This is a genomic window from Streptococcus sp. 27098_8_74, from assembly GCF_041431705.1.
GTDB lineage: Bacteria > Bacillota > Bacilli > Lactobacillales > Streptococcaceae > Streptococcus > Streptococcus salivarius_E.
In genome coordinates, this window is the sequence record NZ_JAPVYF010000006.1 from 59,479 (window position 1) to 80,256 (window position 20,778).

Consider the following 20,778-nt stretch of genomic DNA (forward strand, 5'->3'; position numbering starts at 1 on the left):
CTGTTCTCCTTTTCAATTTGTAACAGAATTATCTTAAAAAATATAAGATAAAAATGCAAAGATTTGCTACGATGCATAGGAAAAAACTCCAAGTGGTAGTTTATGACCAAATGGAGCTTTCTATCCCTTATAATTAATCTCTATCATCATAGCCTTTTGGATGGCTTGAATGCCATGCCCAGGCACTTTCGATGATTTTTTCGATGTTGTCAAATTGTGGTTTCCAGCCAAGCACCGTACGAGCCTTTTCAGAGGATGCAATCAACGTATCTGGATCACCAGGACGACGATCAGCTTTCTCAGCTGGGATCTCCTTACCTGTTACCTTACGAGCTGCTTCAAGGATTTGGAGATTTGAAAATCCAGTTGAAGATCCTAGGTTGAAGGCTGTTGACTCATTACCTTTGCGGAGATACTCCACTGCTAAAAGATGGGCATCTGCCAAGTCGAATGGATGCACGTAGTCACGAACATTAGTTCCGTCTGGAGTATTGTAGTCGTCACCAAAAATCATGATTTTCTCACGAACACCTTGAGCCACTTGGAGAATAATTGGCAAGAGGTGGGTTTCAGGACCATGGTCCTCACCGATAGAACCGTCAGGCTTAGCCCCCGCCACATTAAAGTAACGAAGAGGGACATACTTGATGCCGTAAGCTTGGTCTGACCACTTCATGATGGTTTCCATCATGAGCTTGCTTTCACCGTAAGGATTGATTGGCTTTTGTGGTGTGGTTTCAAGGATTGGAATTTCCTCAGGAATACCATAAGTTGCAGCTGTTGATGAGAAGACAATGTATTTGACACCACATTCGTTCATAACCTCAAGCAACCTCACCATACCAGCTGTATTATTGTCAAAATACTTGAGTGGTTTTTCCATAGACTCAGCCACAAGTGAGTAAGCCGCAAAGTGAATAACCGCATCGACATCAGGATTTTCCTTAAAGACCTTACGCATAAAGTCCTGATCTGCCAAGTCCCCCTGGTAGAATACAGCGTCTGGATGGACTGCCGCACGGTGACCTGTCACCAAGTTATCCACGACAACGACTTTTTCTTGACCCGCTTCAACCAAACGGTCCACCATGTGAGAACCGATGTAACCAGCCCCACCTAAAACTAAGATTGCCATAAAATTTACCTTTTTCTTATTTTTCTATTATTATAACATAATTCTAGTCTACAAGACCAACTTGATTAAGGAAGCGTTTAAAGGCTTGACGTCCAGATTGATTAGTCTTATAAACGCCTGCATCTTCCAATACACGGGCAAAGATATCTGCTACAGATTGACGAACGAGTGCTTCTGCGGTTGCAGCTGTCACCTCTGGATGATTTTCTTTGAGTTGTTCTGCCCATTCTTGGTGAATAGGTGCAACAGCTTCACATTTGTCTAAAAGAAAGTCTTCAACTTCTTTTAATTCGCTCTTAAGTCGTGGGGGTAAAATGGCTAAGCCCATGACCTCAATCAAACCGATATTTTCCTTCTTGATATGTTGCACATCAGCATGCGGATGATATACACCATCTGGATGTTCATCTGAAGTTTGGTTGTCACGAAGAACAAGATCCAACTCATACTGACCATCACGCATACGCGCAATAGGAGTAATCGTATGATGAGGTGTGCCATCTGATTCAGCTAGAACTCCCACCTCTGGATCTGAGTAAGCACGCCATGCTGCCAGAATCTTAGAAGACAAAGCTAAAAGTGGCTCTTTTTGTCTACTCTTGATACGAATAACTGACATAGGCCAATTAACAATACCTGCTTCAACCTCAGGAAATCCTTCAAAGCTAAACGTCTCTTCGACTCCAGCAATCTCCATAGGGAAAGTATGACGACCTCCTTGGTAATGTTCATGTGTCAAAATCGAACCACCAACGATTGGAAGGTCAGCATTTGATCCCGCAAAATACCCTGGAAATTCCTCAACAATGGATAGAAGACGTTCAAAAGTCAAGTCACTGATTTTCATAGGTTCATGTTGGCCATAAAAGAAAATAGAGTGTTCATTAAAGTAGGCATAAGGCGAGTATTGGAAGCCCCACTCCTTGTCTTCCATTTGGAAACGAACAACACGGTGATTGCTGCGGGCTGGGTGATTAATGCGACCCAAATAACCTTCATTTTCCATACAAAGCTGACACTTAGGATAATCGGAAGCTACCGCATTCTTAGCAGCCGCAATAGCCTTAGGATCTTTTTCAGGTTTCGAAAGGTTGATAGTAATTTCTAAATCACCATACTTTGTTGGAGCCTTATAAGCTATATTTTGAGCAATTGCCTTTACCTTAACATAATCATTGCGTTTACTGAGGTCATAAAAATCAGCAATTGCTTGCTCTGGGTTTGATTTATAAGTATCCCAGAAGTTACGATTGACAACACTAGGGCTTGGTGTAATCAGGTCCATGAGTTGAGCACCGATGATATCTTGCTCTTCATTAAGTTCACCTACGAAACCAGCTTTTACACCCGCTTGAAGCAACTGGTCTTTAAGGTCAATCAATTCAGAGCTTTCAGTTTCAACATCAGCAACTCCTTCTCCAACCAAAGCAAAAACTTTGTTTGTCAAATAGATACGGTCCAATTCCTCATAATCACTATTTTCAATAACCAGAGTTACAAAAGTGTTTACTAAATTTTCAGCCATAATCTTTACTTCTTTCTCATTAATCAAGTACTCGTGAACCGCCAGCTACTTCAGCAATATAGAAGCTTGGTGCATAACCAACGACTTCTTCATAACGTTGACCAACTGCTTTTTTGAAATCTTCAACTTTATCTTTGTTTACAAGTGCGATGGCACATCCACCAAAGCCCGCTCCTGTCATACGAGCTCCAAGAACACCTTCTTGTTCCCATGCTGTGTGTGCCAAAGTATCAAGTTCAAGACCTGTAACTTCGTAATCATGTTCCAATGACACGTGAGAAGCATTCATAAGACGACCAAAGCCTTCCAAATCTCCTGATTCAAGAGCTTTACGGGCTTGAAGTGTACGTTGATTTTCAAGAACTGCGTGACGGGCACGTTTGATACGGTTTTCGTCTTTAATCAAGTAGCTGTATGCATCGAATGTCCAGAGGTCCAATTCACCAAGTGTTTGGATATCAAGTTTTTCTTGGAGTTCAGATACTGCTGTTTCACATTCCGCACGACGTTCATTGTATTTAGAATCAGCCAATTCACGACGTTTGTTAGTGTTCATGATAACAACAACATTGTCTTTAAGGTCAAGTGGTACCAAGTCATACTCTAAAGTATTTGTATCCAAGTAAATCGCACGTTGATCAGCTCCCATACCAATAGCGAATTGGTCCATGATACCAGAGTTAACGCCGATAAAGTCATTTTCAGTTTGCTTACCGATTTTAACCAAGTCAAGGCGTTCCAATTTAAGGTCATAAAGTTTTTCAGCAATAACACCAATCAACAATTCCAAAGATGATGATGATGACAAGCCTGATCCATTTGGAATGTTACCATAGATGTAAATATCCATACCTGAATCAATCGTATGACCAGCCTCTTGCAAGAAATGAAGAACACCTTTTGGATAGTTTGTCCAGTTGTGTTCTTTTTCAAAACGAAGATTTTCAAGTGGTACTTCGATGATGCCTTTATCCTCAAAGTTACCTGAGAAGAAACGCAAAACTTTGTCATCACGTTTACGGGCTGCTCCGTAAGTACCTAGAGTAATGGCTGCTGGAAAGACGTGACCACCGTTGTAGTCCGTATGCTCACCAATCAAATTAATACGACCAGGTGAAAAGAAAGTATGATCTGCTTCTACTCCAAAGACTTCTTTAAACTTTTCTCTTAACTGTGATGTCTTCATAGGATGTACCTCGCTTATTCTTTTTTACACTAACAGTGTAACCCCTTTCACAAGGAAAATCAATATTTTTACTGTTTTTTTAGTAAAAAATAGGTAAAATTTTAGAATTTATGATATACTTTGGATGAAAGGAGAACAATATGGCTACATTAAAAGATATCGCAAAATTGGCTGATGTATCAATCGCAACTGTTTCACGTGTTCTCAACCAAGATGAAAACCTCTCCGTTACTGAAGAAACCAGGCACCGTATTTTAACTGCGGCAGATGAAATCGGATATACCAAACATCAGAAAATCGGAAACTTGAAAAAAGAAAAACATCAAGTGGCAATTATCCAATGGGTAAGTGAAGAAGACGAATTAGATGACATCTACTATTATAATATTCGACTCGGCATTGAAAAAAGGGCTCAGGAACTCGACTACGAGATTCTACGATATTTTAACGATATCCCCTTTAACCTGGCTGAGGAAGTTATAGGGGTAATCTGTATCGGAAAATTCAGTAAATCTCAAATTTCTGATTTTGAAGCACTGGGGAAACCCCTTGTATTTGTGGATAGCGATACCTTAACCCAGGGACACCCTTGTATCACGACCGATTTTGAAAATGCTGTTCAGTCTGCCCTCCGATATTTAAAAAACCAAGGGTGTCAATCAATCGGACTTTTAACAGGTGAGGAGAAGACAACCGACTTTCAAGAAATTATTCCTGATTCACGTCGGCGAGCCTATCGCAATTTTTGTATTGAAGAGGGAATTTACGACGCTAACCTCATATTGATAGGAAACTTTAGTGCACTATCTGGTTATGAACTTATCAAAGCTAAACTAGAGACAGAGGAGAAACTTCCAGATGCCTTTTTTGCCGCAAGTGATAGCCTAGCTATTGGGGCACTCAGAGCTTTTCAAGAAGCTGGCCTCATTGTTCCAGATCAGATTCAAATCATTTCCTTTAATGATACAATCATGGCAAGACAGGTATTTCCACCCTTATCCTGTGTCACTGTCTACACCGAAGAAATGGGGCGAACTGCCATGGACGTCCTCAATAAACAAGTCTTGGCTCCAAGAGAAATCCCGACACTTACTATGTTAGGCACTAAACTGACTCTGAGAGAAAGTACGAAATAACAACTATTTAATAGAAAAATGTGGTCGCCAACAGTTAGTTGACAACCACTTTTCTTTTTATTTCACTTTCACACAAATAGCATCCCAGGCTTGGAGTTTGCCTTGGTCTGTAATTGGCTCTAATTCGGTATTTGCAATGACAACTTCTGCTCTTTCGAAATCATAATAGAAGTCTTGTTCTTGGTCTGATAGGTTGACTACAACCAGATAACTGCTATCTTTGGTTTTCCGAATATAAGCAAAGACTTTGTCAGTTGTCTCCAAGAGTTCAAAGTCAGCATCCACCAACCAATCTTGAGTCTTACGAAGCTCTACGAGCTTCTGATATGTATAGAAAATTGATTCTGGATTGGCAAGGGCTGATTCAACATTTATGTCCTTATAGTTTGGATTAATAGGTAACCAAGTCTTATCCGATATGCTAAATCCAGCATTTTTAGACGTATCCCATTGCATTGGTGTTCGAGCATTGTCACGACCCACCTGACGGATTTGGTCCATGATAACTTCTATCGATCCCCCTTTTTCGAGAGCTTCTTTGGCATAGTTGAGAGATTCAATGTCATTCAATTCTTCCAAAGTTCTAAAAGGATAATTGGTCATGCCGATTTCTTCACCTTGATAAATGTAAGGTGTTCCTCTCATCAGATGAAGGAGGATAGCCAAGGCCTTGGCTGACTTCTCACGATAGACACCAGTATCTCCCCACATTGAGAGAATACGAGGCAGATCATGATTATTCCAAAAAAGTGAGTTCCATCCTTGTCCCAACTCTAACTCGGTTTGCCATTTATTAAAAATAGTCTTAAGTGCTGAAACATCCAACTCTTTCTCATACTCCCATTTAGGGCTATCTGGCTTATGCTGAAGTCCAATATGTTCAAACTGGAAAACCATAGAAAGTTCTTGATTATCAGGATTTGAATACTGTTTAGCAATTTCAGGTGTTGCTCCCCAGGTTTCACCAACGGTTAGAAGGTCGTGCTTTCCAAAGCTTGCCTGGTTCATCTCCTTGATATAATCGTGAAGTTTTGGACCGTTTGTATCAATCAGTTGATCTGGGATCTTACCAATCATATCAATCACATCCATGCGGAAACCACCGATTCCCTTATCAATCCAGAAATTCATCATGTCATAAACTTTCTGGCGCAACTGTGGATTTTCCCAATTGAGGTCTGGCTGTTTCTTACTAAAGAAATGCAGATAATATTGCCCTGAGGTCTCATCATATTCCCAAGCAGAGCCACTAAAGATAGATACTAACTCATTAGGTTTGTCTCGCCAGATGTAGAAATCTCGTTCAAGACTTTCTGGATTTTCACGCGCTTCGATGAACCATGCATGCTCATCAGACGTATGGTTAACCACCAAGTCCATAACAATTTGAATATCACGCTTCTTGGCTTCCGCCAAAAGCTCATCCATGTCACTCATGTCTCCAAAAATATCTGCAATAGCCTCATAGTTAGCGATGTCATAGCCATTGTCATCCATTGGACTGTCATAGACAGGCGAAAGCCATAGGGCTGTTATTCCAAGTTTTTGCAAGTAGTCTAACTTACTGGTAATCCCCTTCAAATCACCAATGCCATCACCGTTTTTGTCCATAAAAGATTTAGGGTAAATTTGATAAATCGTAGCTTTATGCCACCAATGTTTTTGCATGATTCTACTCCTCGTTTTTATTATCATCGTGAGTCTGATAGTTCTATTTTACGTTTTTCTAGAAGTTATGCAAGCGTTTTCTTTTTTGTTTAAAACATTTCAATGACCTATACTCCAGACTCCTTAAAATTTTGGTAATATTGAAAAATAATAGAGTTGAAATGTAAGGTTAGCCTTTGCTTATTTTAACAATACAAAAAAAAAAAACGATGGTTAATACCTTAACCATCGCTTTTTACTTTTTGGGCAAGACCATAACAAAGCGCCTCCCCGTAGAACTTTCTTCAAATCTATAGCTAAGTTCCTCATGCTCTAAAAGGTATTTGACCACAAAAAGGCCTAATCCTCCTTCTTTCTTAGACTGAGCTTTAGTTGAAATATTTTCTTTAGATACACTCGTATTTTCAATGACAAAATCAGTTCCTTCATTTTCTAAACCTATTCGAATCACTCCACCCTTATCAGAATGCTTGACTGCATTACTGATAATATTTGAGAGAACCAATTTCAAAATAGGTAAATTCATGAAAATACTAGTTGCCGGAAGATAATTGTCAATTGATAGGGAGCGATTCTCAACCAACACTTGATTTTGAGTGAGTATGCGATTTACCACATCATCTAACTGAATCCACTCCTTATCACCACCTAATTCTTGAACAGAAGATAAAGACAGGATCTCTAGGACAATCTGGTTCATCTCATCGACGATGTCAAGAGAAACTAATAGGTAGCGGTCCCGATCCTTGTAGCGACCAATTTTATCTCGCATATTTTCTAGGATAATCTTCAAGCTGGCCAGAGGCGTCTTGAGCTCATGCGAGGCCCCCCGTAGGAATTCCACCTTCATCTGCTCCAACTTCAGATTTTCCTGTTTCTGCTGCTCTAGATTGTCGATTACTTCTAGGAGATGGTGATAGAGGTCGTTGATCTGTTGCTTGAGAACGCCGATCTCATCCTGAGAGTGAATAGGAAGACTGGCTGTCCGATCCAAGCGCTTCATCCGCTTGGTCATCTGCTTGATCTCAAGGATCGGAGCAGAAATCAGGCGGGCATAGAGATAGGAGGCAATCACTGACAGGACAAAGGAAGCAAGGAGACTATAGGGGAGAAAGCCCAGACTGATGTCCCGCGCTTCCTTTTGGGAATCGACGGTTGCTAAGAATTGCAAGGTCAAGTTCTTTCCCTCTTTTGTCTGGATCTTTCGCTCTTCAATGACCAGAGAATTATTCTGGCTGTCAGGGTTCACGAGCAGGTCATCCTTGACCTCTAGGGCATTCTGTTTTTCCTTGCCCTTGATCGAGACCTTGATATCATTGGTCTTGGAATAAAGGTCGATGACGGACTCAATGGTCCCTTCTTCCTGACCTTGGAAACTCTTGGCCAGGGCCTGTGATTTCTTCAAAATCGTCTGGCGCTGAGACTCGATATAGGTCGACGGGAAAATAAAGTAAACCGAAGCGTGTAGAAGGATGACTAAGCTACTGAAAAGGGCAAAGGTGATCAGAAAGATCTTTGCAAAGATACTCCGTTTGGTCATGGTCTCTCCAATTTATAGCCGACATTGCGCACCGTGACGATACAGTCCAGCTCTAGTTTTTTTCGTAGTTCCTTGATATAGACATCAATCACCCGGTCAAATGGAATCTCCTCCGTCTCCTTCCAGACGGCATCGAGGATCTGAGAGCGGGTCCGGGCCTTGCCTTCATGCTGGAGCAAGTATTCCAAAATTTCCAACTCCTTGGCATTCATGGAAATGGCTTGGCCTGCTAGGCTGGCTGTGTAACTCTCAAAATCCACCCGTGCCTCTCCATAGGTGAAGACCCGGGAAGGTTGAAGCTTTTTAAAAATAGCTTCGATACGGACCTTCAAGAGGGACAAGGAGAAGGGTTTTTCCAGATAGCCATCTGCCAACTCTCCAAAGGCCGTCAACTTATAGTCCTCGTCATGGAAGGCCGTCAGCATGAGGACAGGGACTGAGCTAGTCTTCCGAATAGTCTTGAGGACTTCCAAGCCATTGAGGATAGGAAGCTGGATATCCAGTAAGACTAGATCTGGCGTCTCTCTGTGAAAGAGATCCAGGGCCTCCTGCCCATCGCCTGCTTCAAAGACCTCATAGCCACATTCCATGAGATAGTCGCTCATCCCTTCTCGAATCAGGACCTCATCTTCTACGATTAGTATCTTCATACATTATCCTTTTCATCTATATATAGTCGCTTTCTTTCATTATACCGCTTTTTATAGGTGCAGCAAACTTATCATTCAACATCAACTAAGAGGTCTTTGGGTTTCTTGTGAAGAAGCCAGCGAGAAGAAATCAAGGATACCAAGCTTAAGATAAAGCCACCGACTAGAATGACTACCAAAAGTTGCTTAGGTTGGACTGTCATATGAATCTGAGTCAGAGTCTTACTGAAGCTCTCTGCCTCAGCCCCTCCACCGAGATTTGCAGCTAGAGATTCTTTTGTCATTTGCTTATTGATACCTTCCGTAACATTGGAAAGGACTGTTTTACCAACTTTTTCGGCAAAGAAACTCGCTAAACCATATGATAAAAGAAAGGCTGGTAAGGCAATCATCAGTAATTCCATTAAAAATTGACCCGCAACCTGTGTCTTTTTAAGTCCCAAGGCCAAAAAGATACCAACTTCTCTACGACGAGCATTTAACCATAAAATCAACAGAAGGGTTAGCAATAAACTTGTAAAAATGAGACTTCCAATAAACATACGATTTGCCACACGATACATCCCAAGAATAGATTCCTGTAAAGCAGGGTAGTTTGATGAACTCTTAACAAGATCGTAGAGGGTCCAGTTAATGTCCAACTTTTGAATCTTTGCTATCAAGGAATCAATATTTTGATCACCTTTAGCAAAGAAAGTGGCATCCTCATAAGTGGCAGTTTCTACGGTATTACCATAGAGTTTTGCAGCTGTGTCTAGATCAGTGATGAGGGTGTTTTCATACAACTCCTGAGCATAGGTAACGGCAGCTTGATTTTGACCAGAAAATAAACCTTTGATAGTCACTTCTACTGTTTCATCAGCCCTTTTTTCGTTATCAGCATCATAAAGATTAGATTTAAGCTTGACTTTATCTCCTACATTAAGACCATTCTTTTTAGCTAAACCTTCGTGCATCAAGATTTGATTATGGTCCTTATCGGTTAGATGTTCTCCTTCAACTAGTTTATAAGCACCTGAAACAAATTTATCTTCTTTTGATGAGTCATTGACTCCTGTCAACATTAAGGTAGACTTAAAATTTTTAGCACGTTCTGGCGATTGATTTTGTAGCGTTTGCTCTGTTTCAATAATCTCATAATCTAGTAAATCACCAATACCATTTATCCGTTTAATAGTCGAAACAATTCCTTTAGTCTCACTAATCTTTTTAATATCTTCTCCCTTAAGATTTCCAGCCCCTCGAGGAGTTCCAGGATTCGTGTTACGATTAATCTGCATTGAAAAACTATTGGTAATTGCCCCTAGACTCTTGGATGCAGCTTCTTGGGTTGCACTTCGCATAGCAAGTCCTAACAAACTAAGAGTACTCATCAAAAGAATAATAGTTAACAGTAATAGTGACTTTGACCATTTTCGTGTAATATATGCAAAAGCGTTTCGAAACATAAGAGCCCTTTCTTTATTTTTTCTTTTCTATGAGTTGTTTCTTATTCAACTCTAAAACCACATCAGATGCCTGAGCAACTTCCTTACTGTGCGTGACAACTATAACACATTTTTGGCGATCTAAGGCCATTCTTTTAAGGATAGCAATAATATCCTTGGCAGTTTCGTCGTCTAGATTTCCTGTCGGTTCATCTGCTAAGATAATCGGAGCCTCTGAAACCAAAGCCCGTGCAATAGCTACGCGTTGTTGTTGCCCACCTGAAAGTTGCAGGACATTTCGATTAATTTGTTTTTCATCTAATCCCAATTCAGAAAGTATCTTCTTATCGGCATTTTTATTAACAAGTCGTACATTTTCTAAAGGTGTAAGATAATCAATGAGATTGTAATTTTGAAAAACAAGCGCAACATGGTGTCTACGATGATAACTAGAGCTTTTTTTCTTGATATTTTCTCCGTTAAACAAGACCTGCCCCTTCTTGGGATAATCAAGACCTGCCAAAAGGGAAAGTAAGGTCGTTTTTCCCGCTCCAGATTGCCCAATAATACTATAAAATTTACCTTTCTCGAAACGATAATTCACCTTCGAGAAGATAGCTTCACTTTTATTTTGATAACTATACGTAACATCTTTGAGTTCTAACATAGTGTTCCTTTCTCCTTAACTCATATTAGATAAGATTTCTTTTGGAGTTTTGCGCCAAATGAGACCTGTTGTCACACCGAGCGATAATATTACCAAGACTAGAAGACATAGATAAGATAGCCCTAAAGGTAGTCCCTGAGGAATGTGATCTAATAACTGAAGAGCCTGCTGCTGTCCTTGCTGTCCTATAAATTCTTGCAAAAACAGTCGACTTAGTAGTCGTCCAATAGCAAGGGCTGGTAGCAAAGACATAAGCGACACCAACAATATCTCCACAAGAAATTGAACAAAAATGCGTCCCTTGCTCTTCCCAATTGCTAAAAGAATACCTATCTCATGATTTCGCTCACGCGTCCATAGTGCCATTAAAAACGAGAGGATACCTACTCCTGTAACAATTAAACTAATCAACATCGTTCTGACGATTCCTTGTAGCGCTTGAGACGATTCCTTCAAGGAGTCAAAAGCTTTTCGGTCCTCGTCCAAACGTAGACGATACCAATCGATATCTAATTGTTTCACTTGTTTAATGACTTGGTCGATTCTATCTGGATTCTTAATACCAAAGGATAATTTTGTCACTAACTTATCAGTCAAATTAAGCAACTGGCTAGAGTCCTCATAATGGAGGAAGACTTGATTTTCACTTAAATCTGAGGACATTCCAGTAAATGTCTCCTCCTTCTTGCCAGAAAAAATACCAACAATATCAAAGGTCATTTCCTTAGCTCCACTTTCAGTCATCTGAAAATTGGACAAGGTCAGCTTGTCTCCGACGCTTAGCTTATTTTTCCTAGCAAGCGATTCATGAATCATAATTTGCCCTTTAGCAGATAAGTGCTTCCCTTTAAGGAGTTGAAAAGCACCACTCCGAAAATCAACACTTTGGCCTGTTTCCTTAGTGAAAGTCGCTCCCAAGGCTTGATTAGCCTCATTATCAAGGTCATCACGTTCCACCGTTTGTTTTCCTGTAACGATCTTCTTATCGATTAGTCGTACTGGGCTTATATATTCAGGTATCGTTGTCATCACATCAGATAGATGACTAATCTTTTCCCCCTCTTTCCAGGAAAAGGCACTCCCTCTTTCTTTACTTACCAGATCAAAACTGGCCCCACTTGACTTCCTGATTTGTGCCTCCATTCCTCCACCAACTTGCATAAGAGAAAAACAAAAATACAAGCAAGATAATATCAAAAATAAAATAAGAAAAAGAATAAAATTCCGCGTTTTTTTGCGGAAAATATAAGCAACTGCCTGTTGTAAGAGAACCATCTTCCACCTCCATTTAAGACATTGGCCCTCAGCTACACCAAAGATAAATGAGGACTCTTCATTTTTCTTATCCCAATTATAGACGACAAATGTGAAACCTTTATGAAATTCAATATTCTAAAGTGATTGTTATCTAAAAATCTAACTGCTGAGATGAGAACTCCAATTAAATAATAACTCTAAAGGACTATCATAAAAAATTCGTTTCATGATTGACTTCACCTCTTTTTCTCCCATAAATCGTCTCTCGCCAATAGCATTTACCCTCGGCATTTGATATAATTTTCCTCAGAGGTATTTTTATTTATGAAGAAACAAGCTTTTAGTTCTGAACAGTATTTGAATCTGCAACGCGACCATATTTTGGAGCGTATTAACCAGTTTGACGGGAAACTCTACTTGGAGTTTGGTGGTAAAATGTTGGAGGATTTCCACGCTGCTCGTGTCCTTCCTGGTTATGAGCCTGACAATAAAATCAAGCTCCTTCAAGAGCTTAAAGATCAGGTTGAAGTGGTTATCGCCATCAATGCTAGCAATATCGAGCACTCTAAGGCTCGTGGTGACCTTGGCATTTCCTACGACCAAGAGGTCCTTCGTCTGATTGATAAATTCAACGAGCTCAATATCTATGTGGGTTCTGTTGTTATTACGCAGTATTCAGGTCAACCTGCGGCTGATGCCTTCCGTAACCAACTGGAAAAAAATGGCATCACGTCTTACATCCATTACCCTATCAAGGGCTATCCAACGGATATGAACCATATCATTTCTCCTGAAGGTATGGGAAAAAATGACTATATCAAGACTAGCCGTAACCTTATCGTCGTTACTGCTCCTGGTCCTGGTTCTGGTAAATTGGCGACATGTATGTCTAACATGTACCACGACCAAATCAATGGCATCAAATCAGGTTATGCAAAATTTGAAACCTTCCCAGTTTGGAATTTGCCACTTCATCACCCAGTCAACTTGGCCTATGAAGCTGCCACTGCCGACCTTGATGATGTCAATATGATTGACCCATTCCACTTGGAAACTTATGGCAAAACTACGGTAAACTACAACCGTGACATCGAGATTTTCCCAGTCCTCAAACGTATGCTTGAGCGCATCCTTGGTGAGTCACCTTACGCTTCACCTACGGATATGGGTGTTAACATGGTTGGTTTTGCCATTACGGATGATGAGGCAGCCAAAGAAGCTTCTAAACAAGAAATCATCCGTCGCTACTATCAAACCGTCCTTGATTTCAAAAATGAACGTGTTCCTGAGACTGCTGTCAAGAAGATTGAGTTGCTCATGAATGACCTTGGTATTACTCCTGAAGATCGCCAAGTGGTTGTTGCAGCACGCACTAAGGCTGAAGAAACAGGTGGTTCTGCTCTTGCCCTCGAATTGCCAAATGGTCAAATCGTCACTGGTAAGAATTCAGAACTCTTTGGTCCAACTGCAGCTGCTTTGATTAATGCTATCAAGACTTCTGCAGGTATTGATAAGGATACTAAACTTATCGAGCCTGAAGTGGTTAAACCTATCCAAGGTCTGAAAATTGACCATCTGGGTAGCCGTAATCCTCGTCTCCACTCCAACGAAATCCTTATCGCCTTGGCCATTACAGCTGCCAACAATGCGGATGCGGCGCGTGCCATGGAGGAACTTGGTAACCTCAAGGGTTCTGAAGCCCACTCAACTATCATCCTTACTGATGAAGATAAAAATGTTCTCCGTAAGCTTGGTATCAATGTGACCTTCGACCCTTACTATCAATACGACAAATTGTATCGTAAATAATAGATCACTAGAAACAACAAAGACCTCAGATTTAGCAACTGAGGTCTTTTAGAACTGAATTTAACTTGAGAAAGAAAAAAGGGAAACTCTATCGAGTTCCCTTTTTGATAACCCACTCTTTCGTCTCGACCCGTTCCCAATGAAAAGGGAGTGGCCTAGCATTATTATGAAAAAGTGAGTTAAAGGTATCAAACAGAGGGCTAAGCCACTCCCAATTCTAATCAGCCTACGATTTCTAACTTGAGAAAAGGTAAGCTAAAAAGCAAAATTATAGTAGATAGGACTGCCACGAGTGGGAGGTAACGACCTCCAACAAGATAGAGTAACAACGGCGCTATCGCTATGAAACGATTTAGAAAATTGCTAGTAACACGAACGGTTTGTCCGTCCTCGACAGAAATGGTGTTAGACTTGTAACCCAACTTTCCGACACTCAAACGAGCTTTCGACGATGGTAGGGAAACGCTCACGTCTTCCACTCCAGAAACTGTCCCCACAAGACTACTGTCTACGCGAATAGGACTCTTTCTAGCTACCTTGCTCGCTTCAATTGTTATACTAGCCACTAGTCATCTCCTTTTCCTATCTTTCTACTTATAGTATACACTTTTTGAAACGCTTACACAAGTGAAATGACTGTTAAATCAGGATTTCTTGAAAATGTTTTATGTTTTCAAAAGTTCTTAAACCGCTTTGATTAACTTTAGAAATATTGGATTTTAAATAGTAAAAAGGGCTCAGTCCTATCTAATACAGAACTGAACCCTTTCCTATAAGAATTTGACTATCCTGTTGGGATAAGTGCCTGAGGGGGATAATATTCCTATACGGGAATGGTGGCACTTTCCCTACAAAAGAGCAAATTTACTTAGGCTAATCCATGAACATAAGCATCTACAGCAACGATGGCTTGCGCAATATCAGAAGCCTTCACTTCAAATGGCATTTGATGGATAGTTTCTCCTTCGATTGTTGCTTGTTGACCAACCTTGAGAAGATCTTCATAGCTTGCATTTTCAAGATGCATTTCTTTAAGAGTAGTTGGCATGCCAATTTGTTGATAGAAGCGAATGTATTTATCCAAAACTTCTTTTGGACGATTTTCTAAGAACAATTGCACAAGAGTTCCGTAGGCTACTTTTTCACCATGAGTCAAATGGTGAATATCGCCAGTGAGAGCTGTGAAACCATTATGGATGGCATGAGCAGCAGCCAAACCACCACTTTCAAATCCAATACCACTAAGAAGGGTATTAGCTTCAATAATATTTTCCAGGGCAGGCGTTACCACTTTAGCTTCACAAGCGGCCATGGCTTGTAGACCATCTGCAAAAAGGATTTCTTCACAGCGTTCAGCAATGGCAACACCAGCAAGTGTTTGGTGTTTGCCTAGCATGGTTTTACCATTTGCTTGCATAACTGCTCGAGCTTCTACCCAAGTTGCTAAGCCATCTGCGATACCAGAAGCGAGCAAGCGTTTTGGCGCTTGAGAGATAACCTTACTATCAACCAAAACCAACTCTGGGTTCTTAGAATAGAAGATATAGCGCTCAAAGGCACCCTCGTCAGTATAGATAACAGACAAAGCTGAAACTGGAGCATCTGTAGATGCGATAGTTGGGGCAATAACAACTGACGATTGTAGAAGGTCTGCAATAGCTTTAGCACTATCGATAGTCTTACCGCCACCGAGTCCAATAACTAAATCACAGCCTTCTTCTTTGGCTAGGCTGACCACACGATTAATTTCATTATCCGATGCTTCTCCATTAAAGAAGACTGGTACAACTGTGAGTCCATTTTGAACAAGGTATTCTTCGAAACGTTTACCTACAATATCATAAACTACTGAGTCACATAGTAAAACAGGATGAGTTCCCAATTCCAAAATGGTTTTTGCATTTTCAAATAAGGCATTTTCACCTTGAATGTAACGTGACGGACTTGCAAAATTTCTCATAGTCTTTCTCCTTTGACATAAATGTATTTATATAGAATCAATTAAACGACCTTACTTCTATGGAATATAGAGCTAAAAACTCACTTTAATTGACAGCATATCTATTTGGAGTCAGTACATAAGTCTAATTTTTTACTCTGTTTTCAAAACTCCTACTCTTCTTCTGGGTAGGTCAAACCCCAGTCTTTACGGAGTTGTGTCATGAGATCCATGACATCTCGGCTGTAATTGAGGTAGGTATGATCATCCTCGCCTGCAACAGCTGCTTCCATATCGAGGACCTCATACTGGAGGGCTTTAGCGGTTTCTCCTGCTTCGATGACTTCTTGTGAGCCATCTTCCGTATAGGTGATGACCGCCTTTTGCCCACGTGGGTATTCATAAAGTTCGATATAGCCCTTATCATAGGCGATAGTACCACGTTTAGGCTGTTTGGCGTGAAGACTTAGCGTCACCGTTGCCATTTCCCCTTCTGCATTGGCAAGGAGAATACCCGCTTGTTCATCAACACCAGTTGGAGCTAATTTAACCTGTGAAACCATCTCTGTCGGTTGCGACGTCATGAACCAACGTACAAAGGAAAGGGCATAGACACCGATATCAAGTAAAGCTCCACCAGCCAAGTTACGATTGAAAAAGCGGTTGGTCATGTCATATTCTTTATAAGAACCGAAGTTCATCTGGATAACCTTAAGAGGTCCCAACTTACCACTTTCCACGATTTCAGAGAGTTTTCGATAAATAGGCATATGGAAAATGGTCATGGCTTCTGCCAGTTTGACATGGTTTTCTTCAGCGAGCTGGATAGCTTCTGCCAATTCCTCACTATTTAAGGTGATAGATTTTTCACAGAGGACGTGTTTACCTGCTGCGAGTGCCTTGCGAAGAAAATTGATATGCGTATTGTGAGGCGTTGAAATGTAGATAATATCCACTTCAGGATCTTTAAACACTTCATCAATCTCTTTATAAACCTTTTCAATACCATATGTCTCAGCAAAGGCCACTCCCTTATCATAGGTACGATTTGCAACGGAATAGAGTTTACCACCTAGAGCCTCTAAAGCCTGTGCCAACTCATTGGCAATAACACCCGTCCCAAGAGTAGCCCATTTATACTTAATTTGATTTGTCATAGTTTTCCTTTATTCTATTTTTGAATGGTTAATTCATTTATCTGTGATAAGATTTCAACTTCACTCGCTCCTGCCTGAAGCAAGGCTGATGCCGCATAGGCCCCCTCAATGAGAGGTACCTGCTGAATAAGGATTTCCTTGTCTGAAAATTCTTCAACCATCTCCAAATTCATGCGAGCACTGCCCAGATCATAAAAGGCCAAGAGACGGTTAGCAGGCTGACTATCCACTGCTACTTGAACATGGTCAAAACTAGAACCCAAGCCACCATCTTCAAGACCACCTGTAGCCGTCAGAGGAATATCTGGCGCAACTTCACGAATCAGACTCACCAAACCTTTAGCGATATCAGCAGAGTGGGATACAATCACAATTCCAAGTTCTGGCATGTCCTATTCCTCCGCTTCTAGTAGGGCTTTGAAGAGTAAGCCAGACGAATAGGAACCTGGGTCAATGTGACCAATTGAACGCTCACCGACATAAGAGGCACGCCCCTTTGTAGCCGCAACTTCCTTGGTTGAAAGAACAGCTTGGTCAATGACATCATTGGTTAGTTGACCTTGTTTGACAGCTTCAACAACCGGATGCCAAACATCCACCATGGTCTTTTCACCAGCTTGTGCATGGCCTCGTTTTTTAATCATCTCGAGACCTGCCTCAAGTACTCCTGCCAAATCCTGTCCAGCTTGTTCAGCCTTCATCATGCCCATAAAGGCAGACCCATAAAGCGGACCTGAGGCACCACCAACCTTGCTAATCAAGGCCATTGAGACTGCCTTAAACACTTCTGCTGCACTTTGTGGTTCCGTGCTCTTAATAGCTTCAACGGCTGCTGCCATACCACGCGCCAAGTTAGCACCATGATCACCATCTCCAATAGGACCGTCTAATTCAGACAAGTGGTCTTTTTCTGCTTCAACTTTTTGGTCAAAGCCTTGCATCCATTTTACTGCAACTGTTTTATCCATAATATACCTAATTTCTAGTTCTCACGTCAGACTACCAAGCAATAGTCTTAACTGGACTCTCCAAAGCCTCAAGCCAAGTCTCATCTTCAATCTTCATCAGAGTCAATGAGAGGCCTGCCATATCAATAGATGTCATGTAATTACCTAATTTTTTATATGCCACATCTAGTCCGGCATCTCCAAGAATGCTTGCTACATCATTAGCAAAGACATACTGCTCCATGAGAGGTGTCGCACCCATACCATTGATGAGAAGGGCATAGCGTTCACCTAACTTAGCCTCAAAGGCTTCAAGGAGCTTCCCTGTCAATTCTTCAGCTAACTGTCGAGAAGGTTGCATAGACTCCTTGCGATAGCCTGGTTCACCATGGATACCAATACCGTACTCTATTTCATCCTCTGCTAGGACAAAACCAGGTTTACCAACCTCAGGAACCGTCGCACCACTAAGGGCCAAACCAATGGTGTGGATATTAGGAACAATCTTGTCAGCCAAGTCTTTGATTTCAGCCAGAGACTTACCTTCGCGAGCCGCATGACCTAGAATCTTATGCACGAAAATAGTACCTGCAACCCCACGACGACCTTGAGTATAGAGGCTATTCTCCACAGCAATATCGTCGTCCACAACAACACTGGCAACTTCGATACCTTCCATCTCAGCCAATTCTTGAGCCATCTCAAAATTCATGATGTCCCCAGAATAATTTTTAACAATCATGAAGACACCAGCCCCTTGATCTGCTTCCTTGATGGCTTCCAAAATTTGATCAGGTGTTGGTGATGTGAACACTGCACCTGCGATGGCTGCTGAAAGCATACCATCACCTACAAAGCCAGCATGGGCTGGCTCATGACCACTTCCACCACCAGAAATGAGACCAACTTGACCAGCAGCCTGCTCATTTCTTACAATGATGTCAAAGCCGTCAACACGATGCACCAAATCACTGTGAACATAAACCAAACCATCTAGCATCTCTGTCACAACATTTTCAGGTTTATTGATAATTTTTTTCATGGAATTGCCTCCTTTTCAAAGGTATCATCTATTTGCACTTACATTTGTTCCCTTCTTTAATTGCTAAGACCTCTATAAATAAAGGACTGCAAGGCTTTTTAGGAAAGGTAGCGTAAAAACATGTAAACGCATACATTTTATAATTTAATTGTAGCATTTGCCTCTACCAATAGCAAGGCAAAAGGCAAGCCCCCCATTTTCCTGCCCCCTATCATTAAGTAGAAGAAAAATCTCATAGAAAGTTCTATTTTAGTCGTCAAAGCTATTGAAAAACCACCATTCAAGCCTTATAATGGAATGATGAATTAAGCGATAAGGAGGTTCAAATGACCATCGATTTTCCAAGAGAGACAGAAATAGAAACCAAAAATGAAATGGATGCCGTCCTTCAGGCAGGCCGTGTCCTTATGGAGAGCGGTGCCGAGATTTACCGTATCGAAGACACCATGGGACACATGGCCAAGTCTCTTGGTATCAGAGACTTCTCCACTTATGTGGTCAATCGAGGAGTCATGATTTCTGGACTCAACCGCTCAGGTCTTAAAGAGTCTCGTGTCCTAGCTACCTCAGTCCCGTCTATCCATCTAGGTAAACTAGAGGAAGTAAACCGCCTGTCTCGAGAACTGGCAGAACAGCCAAATCAGCCTGTTTCTAGCATTTTTCAAAAGCTGAAAACCATTGAGCAGAAGACTTTCTATCGTCCTTTAGAGGATATTATAGCCTGTGTCATTGGTGCAGGGAGCTTCTCGCTAGCCCTTGGAAGTAGCTGGATTGATGGGACTGCTGCGGCTATATCGGGACTTTTTGTGGGGATTGGTATGCAGATCTTTTCCCATTATATTCATACCAGTTTCTTGCAGATTATCCTCTCTAGTGCCATTGCCGCTTTATCAGCTAATATTCTCTATTATTTGGGTATCGGGCAACATCGCAGCGTGATTATTCTAGGAACCCTAATGATTTTGATTCCTGGGGCCTACTTTGTAAATGCCATTCGAGAGTTCACCCAGAACAACTACTACAGTGGTCTGGCACTGATGCTGTCAGGGGTCTCCACCTGCCTGTCTATCTCTGTCGGTGTTCTTGCCATGATTTCCATTCTTCCCTTTGCGGAACAGTTATCAGGCATGTTCTCAACACCGTCAACCTCATGGCTGGGGGTCTTGATTCAGACCTTCATGGCAGGACTAGGGACAGCAGCCTTCTCCGTGCTTTATCGAGTGCCTAAGAAATACTTCTTAGACCTCGGAACCCTAGGAGCGGGCTCATGGCTCCTCTACCTCTTGATTTGGAATAATACCCATCACGAGGTCCTCGCCATCCTCTTCCCTGCCCTATTAGTCACTATCACCTCACGCTTTTTGGCCCACTACCGTAGATGTCCAGCTACAGTCTTCCTAGCCTCAAGTATGTTCCCACTCATCCCAGGGATGAGCTTCTACCGTGCTGTCTACTTCCTCTTGATTGGAAATGCAGACCTAGGCCTCAGCTTCCTACGTGCTTGTTTCCTGGCCTCATTTACCATCGCCATCGCCGTCAGTTTGACACAACAAATCCCTAGCCGCTATTTTGTACTAGGGAAGAAAAAATAAATTTTTGAAAGCCAGTGGTTTTGTATGCCAGTGGTTTTTTTGTCTCACGAAAACTAGAAAAACGGATAAGATCTTAAACTGGGCTTATCCGTTTTCCTTGG

The 20,778-nt window shown here is 41.4% G+C and carries 18 protein-coding genes; 3 read left to right on the plus strand and 15 right to left on the minus strand.

Features of this window, described 5'->3' with window-relative positions; genetic code table 11:
• Positions 1–133 precede the first annotated feature (133 nt).
• From galE to O3670_RS03620, 3 genes are read right to left on the minus strand one after another with little or no spacing between them, the layout of a single operon-like run.
• Positions 134–1,135 carry a UDP-glucose 4-epimerase GalE gene (gene galE, locus O3670_RS03610; protein WP_195187497.1) on the minus strand — a complete coding sequence of 334 codons (1,002 nt, stop codon included), beginning with the start codon at positions 1,133–1,135 and terminating at the stop codon, positions 134–136.
• A gap of 43 nt (positions 1,136–1,178) precedes the next feature.
• Complete coding sequence (gene galT / locus O3670_RS03615; protein WP_371595791.1) at positions 1,179–2,660, minus strand: UDP-glucose--hexose-1-phosphate uridylyltransferase; 1,482 nt, start codon at positions 2,658–2,660, stop codon at positions 1,179–1,181.
• Positions 2,661–2,679: 19 nt separating this feature from the next.
• Positions 2,680–3,846: a galactokinase gene (locus tag O3670_RS03620; RefSeq protein ID WP_045768551.1), complete on the minus strand. Its 1,167-nt coding sequence runs from the start codon at positions 3,844–3,846 to the stop codon at positions 2,680–2,682.
• Between the two features lie 140 nt (positions 3,847–3,986).
• Here O3670_RS03620 and O3670_RS03625 point away from each other — a divergent pair, with 140 nt between their 5' ends.
• On the plus strand, positions 3,987–4,982 hold the full coding sequence (locus tag O3670_RS03625; protein ID WP_073949634.1) for a LacI family DNA-binding transcriptional regulator: 996 nt from the start codon (positions 3,987–3,989) through the stop codon (positions 4,980–4,982).
• A 57-nt stretch (positions 4,983–5,039) separates the two neighbouring features.
• Here the strand turns inward: O3670_RS03625 and dexB are convergent, their stop codons facing one another.
• From dexB to O3670_RS03655, 6 genes are all read right to left on the minus strand, one after another.
• Positions 5,040–6,650 (minus strand): glucan 1,6-alpha-glucosidase DexB, encoded by a 1,611-nt coding sequence (gene dexB, locus O3670_RS03630; protein WP_070575686.1) that lies wholly within the window; start codon positions 6,648–6,650, stop codon positions 5,040–5,042.
• A gap of 235 nt (positions 6,651–6,885) precedes the next feature.
• Positions 6,886–8,190, minus strand: coding sequence for a sensor histidine kinase (locus O3670_RS03635; protein WP_371595792.1), 1,305 nt, complete (start codon positions 8,188–8,190; stop codon positions 6,886–6,888).
• Positions 8,187–8,840, minus strand: a complete 654-nt coding sequence (locus O3670_RS03640) for a response regulator transcription factor (RefSeq protein ID WP_048790036.1) — start codon at positions 8,838–8,840, stop codon at positions 8,187–8,189. Before O3670_RS03640 ends, O3670_RS03635 begins: the two co-directional genes overlap by 4 nt.
• Before the next feature lie 71 nt (positions 8,841–8,911).
• Entirely contained in the window at positions 8,912–10,288 is a 1,377-nt protein-coding gene (locus tag O3670_RS03645) for an ABC transporter permease (RefSeq protein WP_048790035.1), read from the minus strand.
• Positions 10,289–10,301: 13 nt separating this feature from the next.
• Complete coding sequence (locus tag O3670_RS03650) at positions 10,302–10,934, minus strand: ABC transporter ATP-binding protein (RefSeq protein ID WP_048790034.1); 633 nt, start codon at positions 10,932–10,934, stop codon at positions 10,302–10,304.
• Between the two features lie 15 nt (positions 10,935–10,949).
• Entirely contained in the window at positions 10,950–12,209 is a 1,260-nt protein-coding gene (locus tag O3670_RS03655) for an ABC transporter permease (RefSeq protein ID WP_371595793.1), read from the minus strand.
• A gap of 306 nt (positions 12,210–12,515) precedes the next feature.
• On the opposite strand from O3670_RS03655, the gene O3670_RS03660 reads away from it, so the two are divergent.
• Positions 12,516–14,000, plus strand: a complete 1,485-nt coding sequence (locus O3670_RS03660; RefSeq protein ID WP_037602244.1) for a DUF1846 domain-containing protein — start codon at positions 12,516–12,518, stop codon at positions 13,998–14,000.
• Between the two features lie 221 nt (positions 14,001–14,221).
• Here the strand turns inward: O3670_RS03660 and O3670_RS03665 are convergent, their stop codons facing one another.
• The 6 genes from O3670_RS03665 to dhaK form a co-directional block, all read right to left on the minus strand.
• On the minus strand, positions 14,222–14,566 hold the full coding sequence (locus tag O3670_RS03665) for a hypothetical protein (RefSeq protein ID WP_037602246.1): 345 nt from the start codon (positions 14,564–14,566) through the stop codon (positions 14,222–14,224).
• A 302-nt stretch (positions 14,567–14,868) separates the two neighbouring features.
• Positions 14,869–15,960 carry a glycerol dehydrogenase gene (locus O3670_RS03670; protein ID WP_037602248.1) on the minus strand — a complete coding sequence of 364 codons (1,092 nt, stop codon included), beginning with the start codon at positions 15,958–15,960 and terminating at the stop codon, positions 14,869–14,871.
• A 152-nt stretch (positions 15,961–16,112) separates the two neighbouring features.
• Positions 16,113–17,096, minus strand: coding sequence for a Gfo/Idh/MocA family protein (locus O3670_RS03675; RefSeq protein WP_371595794.1), 984 nt, complete (start codon positions 17,094–17,096; stop codon positions 16,113–16,115).
• Positions 17,097–17,110: 14 nt separating this feature from the next.
• Positions 17,111–17,485, minus strand: coding sequence for a dihydroxyacetone kinase phosphoryl donor subunit DhaM (gene dhaM / locus O3670_RS03680; protein WP_013990335.1), 375 nt, complete (start codon positions 17,483–17,485; stop codon positions 17,111–17,113).
• Positions 17,486–17,488: 3 nt separating this feature from the next.
• Positions 17,489–18,064, minus strand: a complete 576-nt coding sequence (gene dhaL / locus O3670_RS03685) for a dihydroxyacetone kinase subunit DhaL (protein WP_155213201.1) — start codon at positions 18,062–18,064, stop codon at positions 17,489–17,491.
• A gap of 31 nt (positions 18,065–18,095) precedes the next feature.
• Positions 18,096–19,085: a dihydroxyacetone kinase subunit DhaK gene (dhaK, locus tag O3670_RS03690; RefSeq protein WP_225745248.1), complete on the minus strand. Its 990-nt coding sequence runs from the start codon at positions 19,083–19,085 to the stop codon at positions 18,096–18,098.
• Between the two features lie 326 nt (positions 19,086–19,411).
• Here dhaK and O3670_RS03695 point away from each other — a divergent pair, with 326 nt between their 5' ends.
• Positions 19,412–20,677, plus strand: a complete 1,266-nt coding sequence (locus O3670_RS03695; protein WP_014632906.1) for a threonine/serine exporter family protein — start codon at positions 19,412–19,414, stop codon at positions 20,675–20,677.
• Positions 20,678–20,778: the final 101 nt, after the last annotated feature.

Coding starts and splice junctions, on each gene's coding strand:
- O3670_RS03620 (WP_045768551.1), bottom strand. CDS start 3,846: ATGAAGACATCACAGTTAAGAGAAAAGTTTAAAGAAGTCTTTGGAGTA.
- O3670_RS03655 (WP_371595793.1), bottom strand. CDS start 12,209: ATGGTTCTCTTACAACAGGCAGTTGCTTATATTTTCCGCAAAAAAACG.
- dhaK (WP_225745248.1), bottom strand. CDS start 19,085: ATGAAAAAAATTATCAATAAACCTGAAAATGTTGTGACAGAGATGCTA.
- O3670_RS03625 (WP_073949634.1), top strand. CDS start 3,987: ATGGCTACATTAAAAGATATCGCAAAATTGGCTGATGTATCAATCGCA.
- dhaM (WP_013990335.1), bottom strand. CDS start 17,485: ATGCCAGAACTTGGAATTGTGATTGTATCCCACTCTGCTGATATCGCT.
- O3670_RS03640 (WP_048790036.1), bottom strand. CDS start 8,840: ATGAAGATACTAATCGTAGAAGATGAGGTCCTGATTCGAGAAGGGATG.
- dhaL (WP_155213201.1), bottom strand. CDS start 18,064: ATGGATAAAACAGTTGCAGTAAAATGGATGCAAGGCTTTGACCAAAAA.
- dexB (WP_070575686.1), bottom strand. CDS start 6,650: ATGCAAAAACATTGGTGGCATAAAGCTACGATTTATCAAATTTACCCT.
- galT (WP_371595791.1), bottom strand. CDS start 2,660: ATGGCTGAAAATTTAGTAAACACTTTTGTAACTCTGGTTATTGAAAAT.
- O3670_RS03650 (WP_048790034.1), bottom strand. CDS start 10,934: ATGTTAGAACTCAAAGATGTTACGTATAGTTATCAAAATAAAAGTGAA.
- O3670_RS03635 (WP_371595792.1), bottom strand. CDS start 8,190: ATGACCAAACGGAGTATCTTTGCAAAGATCTTTCTGATCACCTTTGCC.
- galE (WP_195187497.1), bottom strand. CDS start 1,135: ATGGCAATCTTAGTTTTAGGTGGGGCTGGTTACATCGGTTCTCACATG.
- O3670_RS03670 (WP_037602248.1), bottom strand. CDS start 15,960: ATGAGAAATTTTGCAAGTCCGTCACGTTACATTCAAGGTGAAAATGCC.
- O3670_RS03645 (WP_048790035.1), bottom strand. CDS start 10,288: ATGTTTCGAAACGCTTTTGCATATATTACACGAAAATGGTCAAAGTCA.
- O3670_RS03695 (WP_014632906.1), top strand. CDS start 19,412: ATGACCATCGATTTTCCAAGAGAGACAGAAATAGAAACCAAAAATGAA.
- O3670_RS03675 (WP_371595794.1), bottom strand. CDS start 17,096: ATGACAAATCAAATTAAGTATAAATGGGCTACTCTTGGGACGGGTGTT.
- O3670_RS03660 (WP_037602244.1), top strand. CDS start 12,516: ATGAAGAAACAAGCTTTTAGTTCTGAACAGTATTTGAATCTGCAACGC.